The organism is Pseudomonas sp. Q11 (genome assembly GCF_024494355.1).
GTDB classification, from domain to species: Bacteria; Pseudomonadota; Gammaproteobacteria; order Pseudomonadales; family Pseudomonadaceae; genus Aquipseudomonas; species Aquipseudomonas hefeiensis.
On sequence record NZ_JAKNQY010000004.1, the window covers coordinates 1 to 15,993 of the forward strand.

The window sequence follows — 15,993 nt, forward strand, 5'->3', positions numbered from 1 at the left end:
TTCGCAGATCCCCATCCACCACAAATCCCCTGTGGGAGCGGGCTTGCTCGCGAAGGCGTCGGCTCAGCTTGCATCACCGCCAGATGCGCCACCGTCATCGCGGGCAAGCCTGGCTCCCACAGTTTTCCGAGTCGTTCGCAGATCCACATCCACCACCAACCCCCTGTGGGAGCGAGCCTGCTCGCGAAGACGTCAGCTCAGCCTGCATCACTGCCGGCTGTGCCACCGCCATCGCGGGCAAGCCTTGCTCCCACAGTTTTCTGAGTCGTTCGCAGATCCCATCCACCACAAATCCCCTGTGGGAGCGAGCCTGCTCGCGAAGGCGTCGGCTCAGCCTGCATCAATGCCTCATGAACAGCGTGGCTGTTTTGAAGGAAATGTCCGAGGAACTGGAGAGCAAAAAGATCAAAAGATCAAAAGATCAAAAGATCACAGCCCTGCGGCAGCGCCTACACCGATTGATCGACCGGAAGGTGAATCCCCCGGGGCCGTTCCAGTGGCGCGAGGGGCGGCGGTCGCAATTGCGGGCTCAGCAGATGGAAATGCGCCACCACATGGCTGATATCACCGTCCTGGTTGTTGTGAATAATTTTGGAGCCCGGCTGACGCAACGTGTCGAGGCGCTCGTCCGTCAACTTGAAACTGTCGCTCAAACCTTGATCGTCCACCACCGGCGCCGGCAGCCGACGCTGGGCGAAGCTGCGGCTTTTGCGCTGCTGATAGCGCGCCCAGGAAATCAGGATCACCGCGTTGACCAAGGCAATCCAGCCGTATATCTGCAACGTCCCGAGGGTGTCCAGTAACGAGCCACCGAGGCGCGGGCCTGCCTGGCTGTCGAACAGCGGCCAGAGCCCGTTGACCAGCAGATACAACAGCCCGAGCCACGCCAGCACGGTAAAGAGCGCATCGACGACCACCAGAAAAGGTCTTTGTCGAGTCCTGATAATTTTCATCGGATCACTTCCTCTTCTTCGTCATCGAACGGTTTGATGCCGCGATCCGGACTGACCCAGCGCGCACGTTTCTGATGCTGCCCGAACAACACTTTCGGAAAACTCACCAGGGTGGTGAACAGGCTGATCAGCCAGAACACCAACGGGTACCACACCACCCAGAACATGATGTGCCACAAGCCTTTTTCGTAGCGGCGATCGATCAGGATGCTCACCGCGAACTGCATCAGGCACACCACCGCCAACAGCAACCCGGTGAAGGCCGGCGGCATGAGGTGATCGACCGCAATGGCCGCTGGCATTTCGACGAATTTACCGGCGCCCCAGAAGATCACCGACAGCAGAAAGGTGAACGCCCAACCGGTAGACAGGCAATATTCGAACAGCAACGGCCACAAGTAGCGGTGACGGTATTGCCAGATGCCGCGGATGTTCTTGAACAGCACCTCGGCCCCGCCCTGGGCCCAGCGCAGGCGCTGCCGCCACAGGCCGCGCAGAGTTTCGGGCATGAGGATCCAGCACAGGGCACGGGGTTCGTAGAAGATGCTCCAGTGGTCCAGTTGCAGTTTCCAGCTGATGTCGATGTCTTCGGTGATCATGTCCGGGCTCCAGTAGCCGACCCGGTGCAGGGCCGAGCGACGGAAGGCGACGATCACACCGGAGACAGTGAAGATCCGCCCGAAGACTCGCTGGGTACGCTTGATCAAGCCGATGATCGAGGAGAACTCGCCCACCTGTACCCGACCGATCAAGGTAGAACGAGTACGAATCCGCGGATTGCCGGTTACCGCGCCGAGGCGGGCATTGTCCAGCATCGGTGCCACCAGATAGGCGCAGGTGTTGGGCGCCAGCAGCGCGTCACCGTCGATGCACACCAGGTATTCACTGCGCGCCGCGATGGCGCCCATGCGCAGGGCCACAGCCTTGCCCTGGTTTTCCGCCAGGTGCAGCACGCGCAGGCGCGGATCATCAGCCGCCAGTTGATCGAGCACTTGGGCGGTGTTGTCTTTCGAGCCGTCGTTGATGGCGATGACCTCGATGTTCGGGTAATGCTGGCCCAGTGCGGCGTGAATGGTATCGGCGACGTTGTCGCCCTCGTTGAAGCACGGTATCAGGATGCTGATCAGCGGTTCCCCGGCCAGCGGTGGCGGCAGGGTGTCGTCCTTCCACGGCCAGTGACGCTCCCAGTGCAGCCAGAAATACAGGCCGCCGGCGATCCACAGCCCGGACATGAACAGCGGGTAAAAGAACACGAAGTCCATCAGGAATTGCCCGGTGACCAGGAAGATCAGGCCCAGGGGCACCCCAAGAACGATCGCCAGCACCAGCAGGGCGAGCAGTCTGTCGAGCATGTCAAGGATTCCACTTGTTGGAGAGCGCCGGCCGCACGGTTTTCACTGCGGGCTGGTCTTCGATGAAGTTGTCCGGGTAATAACCGAAACTGGTCACACCTGAGCGCTTGAGGCGCCCCATCCATTCGGCCAATTGTTCGCCGTCGATGTCGCTGACCGGTTTGCTGTGCCAGTCACGGGCCTGCAGTTCGAACACCGTGCGCTTGAGTGCACCGGGGCGGGCCTTGACGGTCTCCACCAGGCGCTCAAGCCAGGGCCCGGATTGCTCGCGGGTCTGCTTTTCCATCAACGGCATGGCCATCGGGGCCGTCCAGTTATAGGCGCCAAGGAAGTCGTCCAGGTTCTGGGCGAACCAGGCTTCGCTTTCGGGATTGAGCATCGGTTCGGCAAAAATATTGCGCGCTGTCAGCACCTGCGGACCACGAATCGCCCGGACCTTGGCGGTGAGCTCATGGGTGAAATCAATCAGGTAGCGGCTCTTGAAACGGGTCCAGCGCTGCATCGCCGCCGGGTCGTCCCGCAGAGTGGAGATGGACGTCGGCAGACCGTTGGCGGCATAGACTTTCAGGGCGGCGGGGCCGGCATCCTCGAAGTCAGAAAACACCGCGTCGTCATGGTACAGAACGCCGTCCACCGAACTCATCCGCGCCAGGTCTTCGTAGATTTCGCCGATGACCCGTCGCACACTCGGATCGAAGGGCGACAAACGTACGTACTGATCCGGGTCCACATCCGTGCGCCCAGTTTCCGGGTCCCAACGTTGTACGCGGGGCAGCTGCGGATCCAGACCAAAACTGAGCACAGGCATCCAGGCGAAGACCTTGGCGTTGGCCCGGGTTTTCAGTTGCCACGCGACCCGGTCGAACAGGTCGGCCCGTACCGGCAGGTGACGGTTGGGGAAGTACAGCGAATGCACCAGGCCATCACCTTTTGGATCGGCAAAGGCTTGCAGGAAAACGGTGTTGGCGCCCAGGTCGTAGATGCGCTGGATCAGCTTGCCGACATTGGCTTCCTGCTGCACAGGGTCCGGGTCGTAGACGTAATCCAGGTCGACATGGACCACCCGCAACGGGTCCATTGTCTGCACGCCGACGACGCTCTCGGCGAAGTGTGCGCCATCCGGATCGGAGGCCACCAGAAAGCGCGGGCCGCTCATCAGGTTATTGAGGCTGTCGAGGCCATCTTCCAGGGTCAGGGCCATCTGATAGCCTTCGCTGCCGATCACCTGCAACGCGGTGCCATCGGCGGCACCGTAGGGCCAGACCCACACGCGCGGACTGTAGCCGGTGACCTTGCGGATTTTCTCGGAAATGGCCGCCACGTCCTTGCGCTGGCGAGCCTGGAAATCAGCTTCGCTTTCATAGCGACCGGTGGCGGGATCGTAACGCCGGGTCGTCGCCGCCGGTTGCAAGTTGCCTTGCGGGTTGGCCAGTACCCCTTTGTGATTGGCGTCGGTGTGGGCGGCGATTTCCACCAGGCCCGATTTCGAGACCTCGCGAATTTGCTCCCAGGTCAAAAACTCTGAGCGCTTGCGCGGCACCCCGGCGAAGTCCACCGGCTGGTTCGAAGGCGTGTCGATCCAGCTGCCGACCGGGGCCAATAGCGCCGGCCAGTTATAGGCCCGCAGGATCGGCATGACACGGGTGTAAAAGCTTGAGTAGCCGTCGTCAAAACTCAACAGCACCGCCCGCGGCGGCAGTTCCGGGCCACCGTTGCGAGCGGTGATGACCTGGTCCACGGTGACGGGCTGGTAGTTGTTTTCCCGCAGCCACGCCAATTGCTCGATCAGACGCTCAGTGCGAACGGCCACGAGCGCCTGGTCGGGGTCGCGGTCTTCCACATCGTGATAGGCGATGCCAAGCACGTGGTTTTTCGGCCACGGGGCGTCATTGGCCGCCAGCGGGCGCTGTGAGGGCGGTGTGAACGCCGGGGCTTGCTGGGCACAAGCGCTGATCAGCAAGACCCCCAGCAGAAGGATGAAACGCGAAATGACAGGCATCTTCAAACTCTTCTAGAAGCGGTAGGTGAGGTCGACAAGCAGGCGCAGATCGCTTTCGCGGTCGCCGTCGTAGGGCCGGTTGAGCCAGCTCAGCGCGGCACCTGCCTCAAGCACGTCGTTCCAGATAAAACGCTGGCCGTAGCTGAGCAAACCCATGGCACCGGTGCTGTGGTCGCGCTGGCTGTAGGTACCGGCGCCGGCCTGAAACTGCTGGCTCCACGTCGTTTCGTAACGGCGGTACAACACATGATTGGCGCTGACCGTCGGCATGACGCTCAAATCTGACTTGGGGTTGAAATACGGGACTTCGTCAGAGCCACTGTTGCGGCTGGCACCCACTTCCAGGCCCAGCTCCACTTGCAGCCGTGGAGCGCTGTAAATGCCTTCGCGACCGGTGAGCAGGGCTTCGAGACGGTTATTGCCATCACTGAAATGCGACGGGCTGACAGTCAGTTGCCACTCGCGGCTTTCGTGGGCACGCCAGCGAACGAACCCACTGCCGCCGTTGGCACGAATGCCGCTGTTGAGTGCCCGCAGCGGGGTGTTGGCCGAGAGGTAATCCAGGCTGCCACCGTACTGCCAGTGATCGTTGATGTCCCGGGCCACGGCCAGGCGTGCACCCTGTTTGTCACCGGAGCCGTACGAGTGGTTGGAGACTTCCGCTTCCAGCGTCATGTCACGGGTGCGGCGCTCCACACCCAGACGCTGCCAGCGATGGTGACCGGTGCCTTCCTCGAAATCGCCAGTGGCGTACCCGGCGCCACCGAATAGCCGCCAGTCTTCATTGATGGGGGGGCTGTAGAGCAGCGTTTCAATGCCGAAGTCGCGACTGCCGGTGACTGCACCGGCATCACCATTGCCACCGCCATAACTCTTGCCGGTGTAGGCTTCAATACGCAGTTCGGCCATGTCGTGCACTTCGCGCTGGCGTTGCAGGCGTTTGACATGGGCGTTCTCCGGATAACGGGCGACCACGTCGTCGGTCAGCGCGTCCATCTGCCGCCACTCCTGCAAATCCATGGCGGCACGGGCCTGGGCGACTTCCAGCTCACGGTTACGCGGGGTCGTGGTCTCGACCTCCTTGAGCAGGCTTTCGGAACGTCGCGGCCATTGCCGGGCCTGGTACAGATCAGCTTGAGCCAGCCGCAACCCGATGTTGCCGGGGCCGTGATTGACCAAGGTCGCCAGGCGCGTCTCGGCGGTGGGCAGGTCGGCGCCATAGGTGCCGGCCTGAGCGGCGAGTTGTTGAGCGTCCATCCACTCATCGTTGGGGTTGCCGATGGGCAGCCCCTTGAGCTGGACGCGTGGTTGCTGGGACTTGGCCAGGTCTTCGGCCAGGGCACGGGCCTCTTCGGATTTTTCACTTTCCAGCAGTGCGTAGTAGAGCGCGGTGCTGTCTTCGAAGCGGTCCGCCGGGTCGGCATCAGGTGCTGTCAGTACCCGGCGGTACAGATCGACGGCGATCTCCGGTTCACGCTGCTCCAGATAGGAGGACGCCACCCAGCGCAAGGCATAAGTCGGGATGGCTACGCCTTCGGCGAGCAGACTTTGGTATTGGGCAATCACTTCAGCTCGTCGAGCACGGGCGTTCAGGGCGCCCAAGCGATCGATACGCCAGCGCAATACATCGTCATGGGCCTCGGCCACCGGGGTCCAGGTGGCGAGCAACTTGTCGTAATCAGCCAAGGCGCGGTCTGCGATGACGAAGCGATCCTTTTCGCTGCGGCTCGCCATGTCCGCCAGGCGCACCCGTTCGGCCGCTACATCACCCTCCAGCCGCCGCTGCACGCCCTGATCGATCAACCCGGGTTGCAGACGAGCCAGGCGCAAAGCCGGCTCCGGCAAGCGGGCCCGTTGCAGGGCGACGATGTATTCGCGGGCGACCTCCAGATTGTTGCCGGCGCGGGTGAAGGCCTGGTCGTATTCGAACAGCGCCTCGTGTGGACTGTCGGCACGGGTCAGGGCATACCCCAAGGCCAGCCGGCGCGTCGGATCTTCAGGTTTGGCTGCGACCATGGTCCTGGCCCGCCTGACCGCTTCGTCGGGCTTACCGGCGTCGGCCTGGGTCAAGGCCAAGCCCAGTTGCAGATCGGGATTCTGAGGTTCGACGATCAAAGCCTGGCGATAGAGCGCGCTAGCCGAGTCCCAGCGCTTGAGATTGCGATAGGCACGGGCCGCTGCAGTCAGCGCCGGAACTGGTAGCTCGCGATAGCGGCCTTGGGCTTCATAGACTTTCACCACCTCGGCATCGAAACCGGCCCAACTGGCGATTTGCAGATGATCACTGATTTGCGCGGTGCTGGCCTGATCGGCCGGGACTTGGCGCAAGGCGGTCAACGCAGGCGTGTAATGGCCGGCGCGAGCGTCATGCACCATCTGGTCATAGGCGGTATCGGCAAGCGCCAGCACCGGCCAGCACAATTGGCTGCACAGCGCGAGGCGAAACAACGGGCGCAAACCACATCGAATAAAGGGACCCACAGTACGCGGCATTCGTCAGCATCCTTACATGGCCAGCCGGGTCGCAGTGCCCCCTTGCCCATCAAACAGGAAGCCGGATCAAGGAATCCAGCCAAGCTCTAATGGGCCTAGTTTTGCACTCTCGGGCCGCGCGTCCTCCAAAACGCCATAATTCTTCAGAATCGATACAGATTTTCGCGGGCAAAAAAAAAGGGCAGCCGACTCAATCGGCTTACCCCTTTTTTCTACCGTTTGTCCCCCTCTAACCAGGGAACCCGCGGCGATTACGGATTGACGCTGTCCTTCAACATTTTGCCCGGCTTGAACGCAACAGTGTTGCTGGCCTTGATCTTCACAGGCTCACCGGTCTGTGGGTTTTTGCCAGTACGGGCGCCGCGGTGGCGCTGCAGGAAGGTGCCAAAGCCCACCAGGGTGACGCTGTCCTTGCGGTGCAGGGCGCCGGTGATTTCTTCGAGAACGGCGTTGAGGACGCGGTTGGCTTGTTCTTTGGTGAGGTCTGCTTTTTCCGCGATGGCGGCGGCAAGTTCTGGTTTACGCATGAATGAAGCCCCTTTTGACGGTTTTTTTGTTGTTATGTCTGGGCTGTACTCATGGAAACAGCCCCTAAGGCGCCGCAGGCTCTACTCTGCGGCAGACGGGAGTGAGGATGGCACGGGGCAGCAGGCGACGCCAGTGTCAGGGCGACCTTTGTGGCGTCGAAAGCAGGGTATTTGCGACAGAAGGACTGGCATTCACGCCAGCAGCGCTGGAAGCTCTTTGTTCAGCGCCAGTTTTTCCATCACCGCCGCGCCTGTCAGGGCGTAGCCCAGCAGGTTGCCTTGGGCGTCGCGGCACAGAGCCTTGATGTCACTGCCCTGCCCTTCGACGCTCCACACACCTTCGCTGCCCCGTGGCGGTGGCGAAACCACCAGTGGGCACACCGGGGTTTTCACGGTAATCGGCATGGCCCCGTAGCGCACGGCGGTCGGGTTCCCGGCCAACGTTTGGGCCAGGGCGCGGGCGCAGCTCATCAGCGGCATGACGTAGAGCAGGTTCAGGCCGTCGACCTCGGCGCAGTCGCCCAGGGCGTAGATGTTGGCGTGGGAGGTTTTCAGGTGGCGGTCGACCACCACGCCGCGATTGACCACCAGGCCGGCAGCGGCGGCCAGGTCGATGCGTGGGCGCAGGCCGATGGCCGAGACCACCAGGTCGCAGGCGATCACCTGGCCGTCGGACAGGTGCGCCTCCAGCCCGTCGGCCACCCGTTGCAGGCGATTGAGCACCGGACCCAGGTGGAAACGCGCGCCGAGGCTTTCCAGCCCGGCCTGTACCGCAGCAGCGGCGGCAGGGTGCAGCAGGGTCGGCATGACTTGCTCGCACGGCGCGACCAGTTGCACTTCGTAACCGCCCAGGATCAGGTCGTTGGCGAATTCGCAGCCAATCAGCCCGGCACCGAGCAACAGCACCCGGCGCTTGCCGGCGGCCGCTGCGCGAAAGCGTGCGTAGTCTTCCAGGTCGTTGATCGGGAAGATCAGGTCCGAGGCGTCACCCTGCACCGGCACGCGCACGGTTTCTGCGCCCCAGGCCAGGACCAGGTCGCGGTAGTTCACCGTTTCTTCGCCGATCCACAAGCGTTTGTGGCCCGGATCGATGCCGCTGATGCGGGTGTGGGTGCGCACTTGGGCGTTCAGTTGCTCGGCCATGGCGCCCGGCTCGGCCATGCTCAGGCCGTCGGCGTCTTTGTTTTTGCCAAAGCCGGTGGAGAGCATCGGCTTGGAGTAGGAGCGGCCGTCATCGGCGCTGATCAGCAGCAGCGGGGTTTCGCTGTCGAGTTTGCGAAACTCCCGGGCCAGGTTGTAACCGGCGAGGCCCGTACCGACGATGACGACAGGTGCGCTCATGTTGCTCTCCATGTAGCTCTCCATGCAGGGAACGATCAGATGGCGATCATTTCGAAATCCGATTTACCCACGCCGCAGTCCGGGCAGAGCCAGTCTTCAGGTACGTCTTGCCAGGCAGTGCCGGGCGCGATGCCGTCATCCGGCCAACCGAGGGCTTCATCGTAAATCAGGCCGCAGACAATACATTGCCACTTCTTCATTCAGGTACTTCCTCACGTGTCGGCATTTGCCGGTATGGTTGGGTCGATGTAAAGCTGCCCTTTCCGGCTCAGGGCGTTTTGTACTGATCGGCCGCGATAGATGCAAGCATGATCAGCGCTAAGACCGCCCCGCTGAGTCAAATTCGCCAACCGACATGGTAAGCTCGCGGCCTCATTTGTTGCCATTCAAGACCTCTGTGCCGCATACAAATTCGATATTTCCTACACTCCAATGGTTGCCCCAGCCCCTGCTGTCGCCCCGCCCTGACGCCTGTGTGCTCGACTGGCTGTTCGACGAAGGCTCCCTGACCCGGCGCCTGACCCGGCTGTCGGATGAGCGTTTCAGCGTGACACCGCTGTTCGAAGGTTGGCAGCCGCTGCGCGCCGACGAATGTACTGCGCTGGATCTGGCCGAGGGCAGCGAAGGCTGGGTACGCGAGGTGTACCTGCGCGGCCATGGCGAGGCCTGGGTGTTTGCCCGTAGTGTGGCGGCGCGTAGCGCGTTGCAGGGCGACGGTTTGCAGATGGACGAGCTGGGCAGTCGTTCTCTGGGCGAGTTGCTGTTTTGCGACCAGGCGTTCCAGCGCCGGGCCATCGAGGTTTGCCATTATCCCGAGCAATGGTTGCCGGCGGAGGTACGCGCCCGTGAATTGTGGGGGCGCCGTTCGCGTTTTGATCGCGGGGCGCTGAGCGTGTTGGTGGCGGAGATTTTCCTGCCGCGCCTGTGGACCGTCGCCCGCGCCTATTCGGAGAATTGCTGATGTACGTGCAACTGCTCAAATCCTTGAACCGCCTGAACCCGCGGGCCTGGGACTTCGTGCAACTGACGCGCATGGACAAGCCCATCGGCATTTATCTGCTGTTGTGGCCGACGTTGTGGGCGTTGTGGATTGCCGGCGAAGGTTCGCCGTCCCTGGCCAACATCGTGATTTTCGTGCTTGGCGTGGTGCTGACCCGCGCCGCAGGTTGTGTGATCAACGACTGGGCCGACCGCAAGGTGGACGGCCACGTCAAACGCACCGAGCAGCGCCCGCTGGTAAGCGGCAAGATCAGTTCGAAAGAGGCACTGGTGTTTTTCGCGGTGCTGATGAGTGTGAGCTTCCTGCTGGTGCTGTGCACCAATGCGCCGACCATTTTGCTGTCCCTCGGTGGGCTGGCGCTGGCGTTCAGTTACCCGTTCATGAAGCGCTACACCTACTATCCGCAAGTGGTGCTGGGGGCAGCGTTCTCCTGGGGCATGCCGATGGCGTTCACCGCCGAAACTGGCCATTTGCCGGCGGCGGCTTGGCTGCTGTACATCGCCAACCTGCTGTGGACAGTGGGTTACGACACTTATTACGCGATGACTGACCGGGACGATGACCTGAGGATCGGCGTCAAGTCTACGGCCATTCTGTTTGGCGATGCCGATCGCGTGATCATCCTGACGCTGCAGGGCCTGGCCCTGGGTTGCCTGCTGCTGGCCGGGTCGAAGTTCCAGCTGGGCGGCTGGTTCCATCTGGGGCTGGTGGCCGCTGCCGGGTGTTTTGCCTGGGAATTCTGGTATACCCGGGGCAAGGACCGGATGCGCTGCTTCAAGGCGTTTTTGCACAACCATTGGGCCGGGTTGGCGATTTTCGTGGGGATTGTGCTGGATTATGCGTTGCGGTGAGACCGCTGACCCAGCGCTGAACTTTGGGTCATGAAAAACCTGTGGCAAGGGAGCTTGCTCCCGCTCGGTTGCGCATCAATCGCAAAATCCTGGGGCCGCTGCGCAGCCCAGCGGGAGCAAGCTCCCTCGCCACAAAAACGTTTAGCGCGGATCAGTCACTTGGGCTTGGCGACCTTCCAGGCACCGCCCATCACGCCGTCACCGGTCTTGTCTCCGGCTTTCTTGTCCTTCACGAAGGTATACAGCGGCTTGCCGTCGTAGGCCCACTGCGACGACCCGTCGTCGCGCGTAATCACGGTCCATTCACCCATGGGCATGGCAGCGCTTTCAGCCTTGAGCGGGGGCCAGTTCTCGGCACATTTGGCAACGCACGCCGACTTGCCGCCTTGGTCTTTCTCAAAGGTATACAACGTCATACCCTTGTGGTCGGTCAGCATGCCATCTTTGACCATCGCTGGCTCGTCAGCCGCCGACGCCAGCGCCGGCAACACCAGGGCAACCGCCAGGCCCAGGGCTTTGATGGATTGGGTAAGGTAAGTCATGGAAACCCTCTTTTGCAGTTGTCAGGAATCGGACTCAAAAGCTTAGTCCAGGATCCTCTACACTGCCGGGTGCCGAAACAAGTGTCACACGACTGCAATAATTCCGTTATCTAATGCGGCGCAAGACAGTTAAATGACAAGAGGATTACCCCATGGTTGGCAGGAGCATTCTGATCGTCGACGACGAAGCGCCCATCCGCGAGATGATTGCCGTTGCGTTGGAGATGGCCGGCTATGACTGCATGGAAGCAGAAAACTCCCAACAGGCCCATGCCATCATCGTCGACCGCAAGCCCGACCTGATTCTGCTGGACTGGATGCTGCCCGGTACGTCAGGCATCGAACTGGCGCGACGCCTCAAGCGCGATGAGCTGACCGGTGATATTCCGATCATCATGCTCACCGCCAAGGGCGAAGAGGACAACAAGATCCAGGGCCTGGAAGTCGGCGCCGACGACTACATCACCAAGCCGTTTTCCCCACGGGAGCTGGTGGCGCGCCTGAAGGCCGTGTTGCGGCGCGCTGGCCCGACCGATGGCGAAGCACCGATTGAAGTCGGCGGCCTGCTGCTGGACCCCATCAGCCACCGCGTGACCATCGACGGCAAACCCGCCGAGATGGGCCCGACCGAATACCGCCTGCTGCAATTTTTCATGACCCACCAGGAGCGCGCCTACACGCGCGGCCAACTGCTGGACCAGGTCTGGGGCGGGAATGTTTATGTCGAGGAGCGCACCGTGGACGTGCACATCCGTCGCCTGCGCAAAGCCCTCGGCGATGCCTACGAGAATCTGGTACAAACCGTGCGCGGCACCGGTTATCGTTTTTCGACAAAGGCTTGAGAGCAGTTGCAAGCTTTCAGCTACAAGCGGCAAGTTAAAGCCGTGTAGCTCTAAGCTTGCCGCTTGACGTTTGGAGCTGCTTTTCTCCCAAGGATTTTCCGTGAATCAAAACTGGCATGGCACCCTGATTCGCCACATGTTGTTATTGGTGACCGGCTGTCTGGTCGTGGGCCTGATCACGGGCTTCTACGGCTGGAGCCTGGCTGCGGGCCTGGCGCTGTACCTGGCCTGGACGCTCAAGCAATTGCTGCGCATGCATGAGTGGCTGCGCCTGCATAAACCCGACGAGGCCCCGCCCGACGGCTATGGCCTGTGGGGTGAGGTATTCGACAGTATTTATCACCTGCAACGGCGCGACCAGCGCGTGCGGGGCCGTCTGCAAGCGGTGATCGACCGGGTGCAGGAGTCCACTGCGGCGCTCAAGGACGCGGTGATCATGCTCGACAGCGATGGCAACCTGGAATGGTGGAACCGCGCCGCAGAGACCTTGCTGGGCCTCAAGACACCTCAGGACAGCGGTCAGCCGGTAACCAACCTCGTGCGCCATCCACGGTTCAAGGAATACTTCGAACAGGAAAACTACGCCGAGCCGCTGGAGATTCCTTCCCCCACCAATGACCGGCTGCGCATTCAGCTATACCTCACCCGCTACGGCAACAACGAGCACTTGATGCTGGTGCGTGACGTGACGCGCATCCATCAGTTGGAACAGATGCGCAAAGATTTCGTCGCCAACGTTTCTCATGAGCTGCGCACGCCGTTGACGGTGATTTGCGGGTATCTGGAAACCCTGCTGGACAATGTCGAGGAAGTGAACCCACGCTGGGGCCGTGCCTTGCAGCAGATGCACCAGCAAAGCGGGCGCATGCAGACCCTGCTCAATGACTTGCTGCTGCTGGCAAAACTTGAAGCCACCGATTACCCCTCCGACAACCAGCCGGTGCTTGTCGACGACTTGCTGCAAATCATCGTTGAGGATGCGCAGGAACTGTCCGGGTCCAAGCAGCAAACCATCACCCTTGAAGCCGACCCGGCCGTGCAGCTCAAGGGCAGCGAGGCCGAATTGCGCAGTGCCTTTTCCAATCTGGTGTTCAACGCGGTCAAGTACACGCCGGAACAAGGCCGGATTCATGTTCGCTGGTGGGCCGACGGCCAAGGCGCACACCTGAGCGTGCAGGATTCAGGCATCGGCATCGACAGCAAACACTTGCCGCGCCTGACTGAACGCTTCTACCGCGTCGACTCCAGCCGCAACTCCAATACCGGCGGCACCGGGTTGGGCCTGGCGATCGTCAAGCACGTTTTACTGCGGCATCGCGGGCGCATGGAAATCAGCAGCGTGCCCGGCCATGGCAGTACGTTTACCTGCCATTTCGCCCCGGCCCAGACGGTTCGCTCGCGCCTCGCCCGCCCCGCCGATTGATACCGGCCAGCACTCGCCACTAGGCAACGGCCCAGTCAGCCGCTACATTGGCTGACTTGTGCCTGCCTTTTCAGGCACTCATTTCTAACCCTTTCGAATATACGGAACCCGCAAAACTCCATCATGGACCCTTCCCCTGGCTTGTCCCTGGCAACACTCTTCGCCGAATTCGGCATGATTCTTTTTGCTCTGATCCTGGTTCTGCTCAACGGCTTTTTCGTTGCGGCCGAATTTGCCATGGTCAAACTGCGCTCGACCCGGGTCGAGGCCATCGCCGAGAAAAATGGCTGGCGCGGGCATATCCTGCGTACCGTGCACAGCCAGCTCGATGCTTACCTGTCGGCCTGTCAACTGGGTATCACCCTGGCCTCCCTGGGCCTGGGCTGGGTCGGTGAACCGGCGTTCGCCCACGTTCTGGAGCCACTGCTCGGCGCGGTCGGCGTTGAGTCGCCGGAAGTGATCAAGGGCGTGTCGTTCTTCACCGCGTTCTTCATCATTTCGTACTTGCACATCGTGGTCGGTGAGCTGGCGCCCAAATCCTGGGCGATTCGCAAACCCGAGCTGCTGTCGCTGTGGACCGCCGTGCCGCTGTACCTGTTCTACTGGGCCATGTACCCGGCGATCTACCTGCTCAACGCCAGCGCCAACGCCATTTTGCGCATCGCCGGCCAAGGCGAACCCGGCCCGCATCACGAACACCATTACAGCCGCGAAGAACTGAAGCTGATCCTGCACTCCAGCCGTGGCCAGGACCCAAGCGACCAGGGCATGCGCGTGCTGGCCTCGGCGGTGGAAATGGGCGAGCTGGAAGTGGTGGACTGGGCCAACTCCCGGGAAGACCTGGTGACGCTGGAGTTCAACGCTCCGCTCAAGGAGATCCTGGCGATGTTCCGTCGCCACAAGTTCAGCCGCTATCCGGTGTACGACAGCGAGCGCCAGGAGTTCGTTGGCCTGCTGCACATCAAGGATCTGCTGCTGGAACTGGCGGCCCTGGATCACATTCCCGAGTCGTTCAACCTGGCCGAACTCACCCGCCCACTGGAGCGCGTGTCGCGGCACATGCCGCTGTCGCAGTTGCTGGAACAATTCCGCAAGGGTGGCTCGCACTTCGCCCTGGTTGAAGAAGCCGACGGCAACATCATCGGTTACCTGACCATGGAAGACGTGCTGGAAGTGCTGGTGGGCGACATCCAGGACGAACACCGCAAGGCCGAGCGCGGCATCCTGGCCTACCAGCCGGGCAAGCTGCTGGTGCGCGGCGACACGCCACTGTTCAAGGTCGAACGCCTGCTGGGCATCGACCTGGACCACATCGAGGCCGAGACCCTCGCCGGGCTGGTCTATGAAACCCTCAAGCGCGTGCCGGAAGAGGAAGAAGTGCTGGAAGTCGAAGGCCTGCGGATCATCATCAAGAAGATGAAAGGACCGAAGATTATTCTGGCGAAGGTGTTGATGCTCGGTTGAGCCTTAATTGGCTCAAAAGATCGCAGCCTTCGGCAGCTCCTACAGGGTTATGTGTACGCCTGTAGGAGCTGCCGAAGGCTGCGATCTTTTGCTTTATGGTCTCATTGCTTGCCCAACGCAAAGTTGGGCATATCTCCCACCGGTTGATTGAACTGGTAGGGAATCGACACCAGCCCCAACCCGGTATTGCGCTGCACCACGAAATGCAGGTGCGGGCCTGAGCTGTTGCCGGTATTACCCGACAACGCCAACGGCGTGCCCACCCCGACCCGCTGCCCTTCCCGTACGCTCACCGAGCCTTTCTGCAGGTGCAGGTACACGCCCATGGTCCCGTCATCGTGCAGCACCCGCACGAAATTGCCCGACGGGTCGGTGCCACGGCCGGTCTGCTCGTTTTCAGTCTTGATGACCACACCACCCCGCGCCGCGATGATCGGCGTGCCGACGGGCATGGCGATGTCCATGGCATAACGGTTTTTGGGGCCATAGTGGCTGTACTGGCCATTGGCGCCCTGGCTCAGCCGAAACGGCCCGCCACGCCACGGCAAAGGGTATCGATAGGCCTGCGCCGCGCCGGCAGGGTCTCCCAGCGAGTATTCGAACCTTGGGGTATACACCAGCGGCCTGCCAGGCCGAGTGGCCGTGAGCAGGGCCAGGCGCAGGTTGCTGCGTGCCGGCAGCACCCGCCGGATCGGTCGGCTCGGTGCCCCGCTCACATTGCGCAACCCGGCAAAACTCAACTCGATCTCCACCGGCGCGTACAGGTCGTTGCGCACGAACACCGCGTCCGCGCCCTTCTGTTTCTTGATATCGAGAAACACCTGGCGCTCCAGGCGTTCGACCATGCGGTCGCGGAACACGAACACCTGCGCGCCCTTGCTGGGGCGGTCGCTGTAGGAGACAACACCGTTGGCGTCGGTGGACTTGTAGATCGTCATCGCCCCCGCCGAGGTGGAGGCCAGGACAAGACCACAGGCAAACAGCAGGGGCAAAAACATGGGCAAAAATTCTGTCGAAATGAAGGCCTGCACAGCAGCCTAGCAGCTGGATGGACCAGCGTAGTCGACGGATGTTTCAAAATGGGTAGGCAGATAGGGCACTACTGAGGCTGATGACGCCATCGCGAGCTGGCTCGCCCCCACACTGGCTCTGCTGCGGACACACGTTTTGTGAGCAACAGAGCCAGTGTGGGAGCGAGCCTGCTCG

At 61.7% G+C, this 15,993-nt stretch carries 14 protein-coding genes; 5 read left to right on the forward strand and 9 right to left on the reverse strand.

Annotated elements, in window-relative coordinates:
• Positions 1-449: 449 nt before the first annotated feature.
• The 7 genes from pgaD to MA884_RS05850 form a co-directional block, all read right to left on the reverse strand.
• Positions 450-953, reverse strand: coding sequence for a poly-beta-1,6-N-acetyl-D-glucosamine biosynthesis protein PgaD (gene pgaD / locus MA884_RS05820; protein WP_256229494.1), 504 nt, complete (start codon positions 951-953; stop codon positions 450-452).
• A complete protein-coding gene (gene pgaC, locus MA884_RS05825) occupies positions 950-2,305 on the reverse strand; it encodes a poly-beta-1,6-N-acetyl-D-glucosamine synthase (protein WP_256229495.1) in 1,356 nt (451 codons plus the stop codon). The genes pgaD and pgaC overlap by 4 nt, the downstream gene beginning before the upstream one ends.
• A 1-nt stretch (position 2,306) precedes the next feature.
• Positions 2,307-4,304 carry a poly-beta-1,6-N-acetyl-D-glucosamine N-deacetylase PgaB gene (gene pgaB, locus MA884_RS05830; RefSeq protein WP_256229496.1) on the reverse strand — a complete coding sequence of 666 codons (1,998 nt, stop codon included), beginning with the start codon at positions 4,302-4,304 and terminating at the stop codon, positions 2,307-2,309.
• A gap of 12 nt (positions 4,305-4,316) precedes the next feature.
• Entirely contained in the window at positions 4,317-6,797 is a 2,481-nt protein-coding gene (gene pgaA, locus MA884_RS05835) for a poly-beta-1,6 N-acetyl-D-glucosamine export porin PgaA (protein ID WP_256229497.1), read from the reverse strand.
• 251 nt (positions 6,798-7,048) lie between these two features.
• Positions 7,049-7,324 (reverse strand): HU family DNA-binding protein, encoded by a 276-nt coding sequence (locus MA884_RS05840; protein WP_024777879.1) that lies wholly within the window; start codon positions 7,322-7,324, stop codon positions 7,049-7,051.
• Positions 7,325-7,516: 192 nt separating this feature from the next.
• Positions 7,517-8,665, reverse strand: coding sequence for an NAD(P)/FAD-dependent oxidoreductase (locus MA884_RS05845; RefSeq protein WP_256229498.1), 1,149 nt, complete (start codon positions 8,663-8,665; stop codon positions 7,517-7,519).
• 35 nt (positions 8,666-8,700) lie between these two features.
• The gene (locus tag MA884_RS05850; RefSeq protein WP_047226732.1) at positions 8,701-8,865 is read right to left on the reverse strand and encodes a rubredoxin; all 165 of its coding nucleotides are present in this window, start codon (positions 8,863-8,865) and stop codon (positions 8,701-8,703) included.
• A 197-nt stretch (positions 8,866-9,062) separates the two neighbouring features.
• On the opposite strand from MA884_RS05850, the gene MA884_RS05855 reads away from it, so the two are divergent.
• The gene (locus tag MA884_RS05855) at positions 9,063-9,626 is read left to right on the forward strand and encodes a chorismate lyase (RefSeq protein WP_256229499.1); all 564 of its coding nucleotides are present in this window, start codon (positions 9,063-9,065) and stop codon (positions 9,624-9,626) included.
• Complete coding sequence (gene ubiA, locus MA884_RS05860) at positions 9,626-10,516, forward strand: 4-hydroxybenzoate octaprenyltransferase (protein WP_256229500.1); 891 nt, start codon at positions 9,626-9,628, stop codon at positions 10,514-10,516. Before MA884_RS05855 ends, ubiA begins: the two co-directional genes overlap by 1 nt.
• A 155-nt stretch (positions 10,517-10,671) precedes the next feature.
• On the opposite strand, the gene MA884_RS05865 is transcribed toward ubiA, so the two are convergent.
• Complete coding sequence (locus MA884_RS05865) at positions 10,672-11,058, reverse strand: hypothetical protein (protein ID WP_256229501.1); 387 nt, start codon at positions 11,056-11,058, stop codon at positions 10,672-10,674.
• 152 nt (positions 11,059-11,210) lie between these two features.
• Between MA884_RS05865 and phoB the strand changes: the two genes are divergently transcribed.
• From phoB to MA884_RS05880, 3 genes are all read left to right on the forward strand, one after another.
• Entirely contained in the window at positions 11,211-11,900 is a 690-nt protein-coding gene (gene phoB, locus MA884_RS05870; protein WP_003177195.1) for a phosphate regulon transcriptional regulator PhoB, read from the forward strand.
• Positions 11,901-12,036: 136 nt separating this feature from the next.
• A complete protein-coding gene (gene phoR, locus MA884_RS05875) occupies positions 12,037-13,323 on the forward strand; it encodes a phosphate regulon sensor histidine kinase PhoR (protein ID WP_256229734.1) in 1,287 nt (428 codons plus the stop codon).
• Positions 13,324-13,446: 123 nt separating this feature from the next.
• Complete coding sequence (locus tag MA884_RS05880) at positions 13,447-14,787, forward strand: hemolysin family protein (RefSeq protein ID WP_256229502.1); 1,341 nt, start codon at positions 13,447-13,449, stop codon at positions 14,785-14,787.
• A 101-nt stretch (positions 14,788-14,888) separates the two neighbouring features.
• Here MA884_RS05880 and MA884_RS05885 read toward each other — a convergent pair whose 3' ends face one another.
• Entirely contained in the window at positions 14,889-15,785 is an 897-nt protein-coding gene (locus MA884_RS05885; RefSeq protein ID WP_256229503.1) for a M23 family metallopeptidase, read from the reverse strand.
• Between the last annotated feature and the right edge of the window lie 208 nt (positions 15,786-15,993).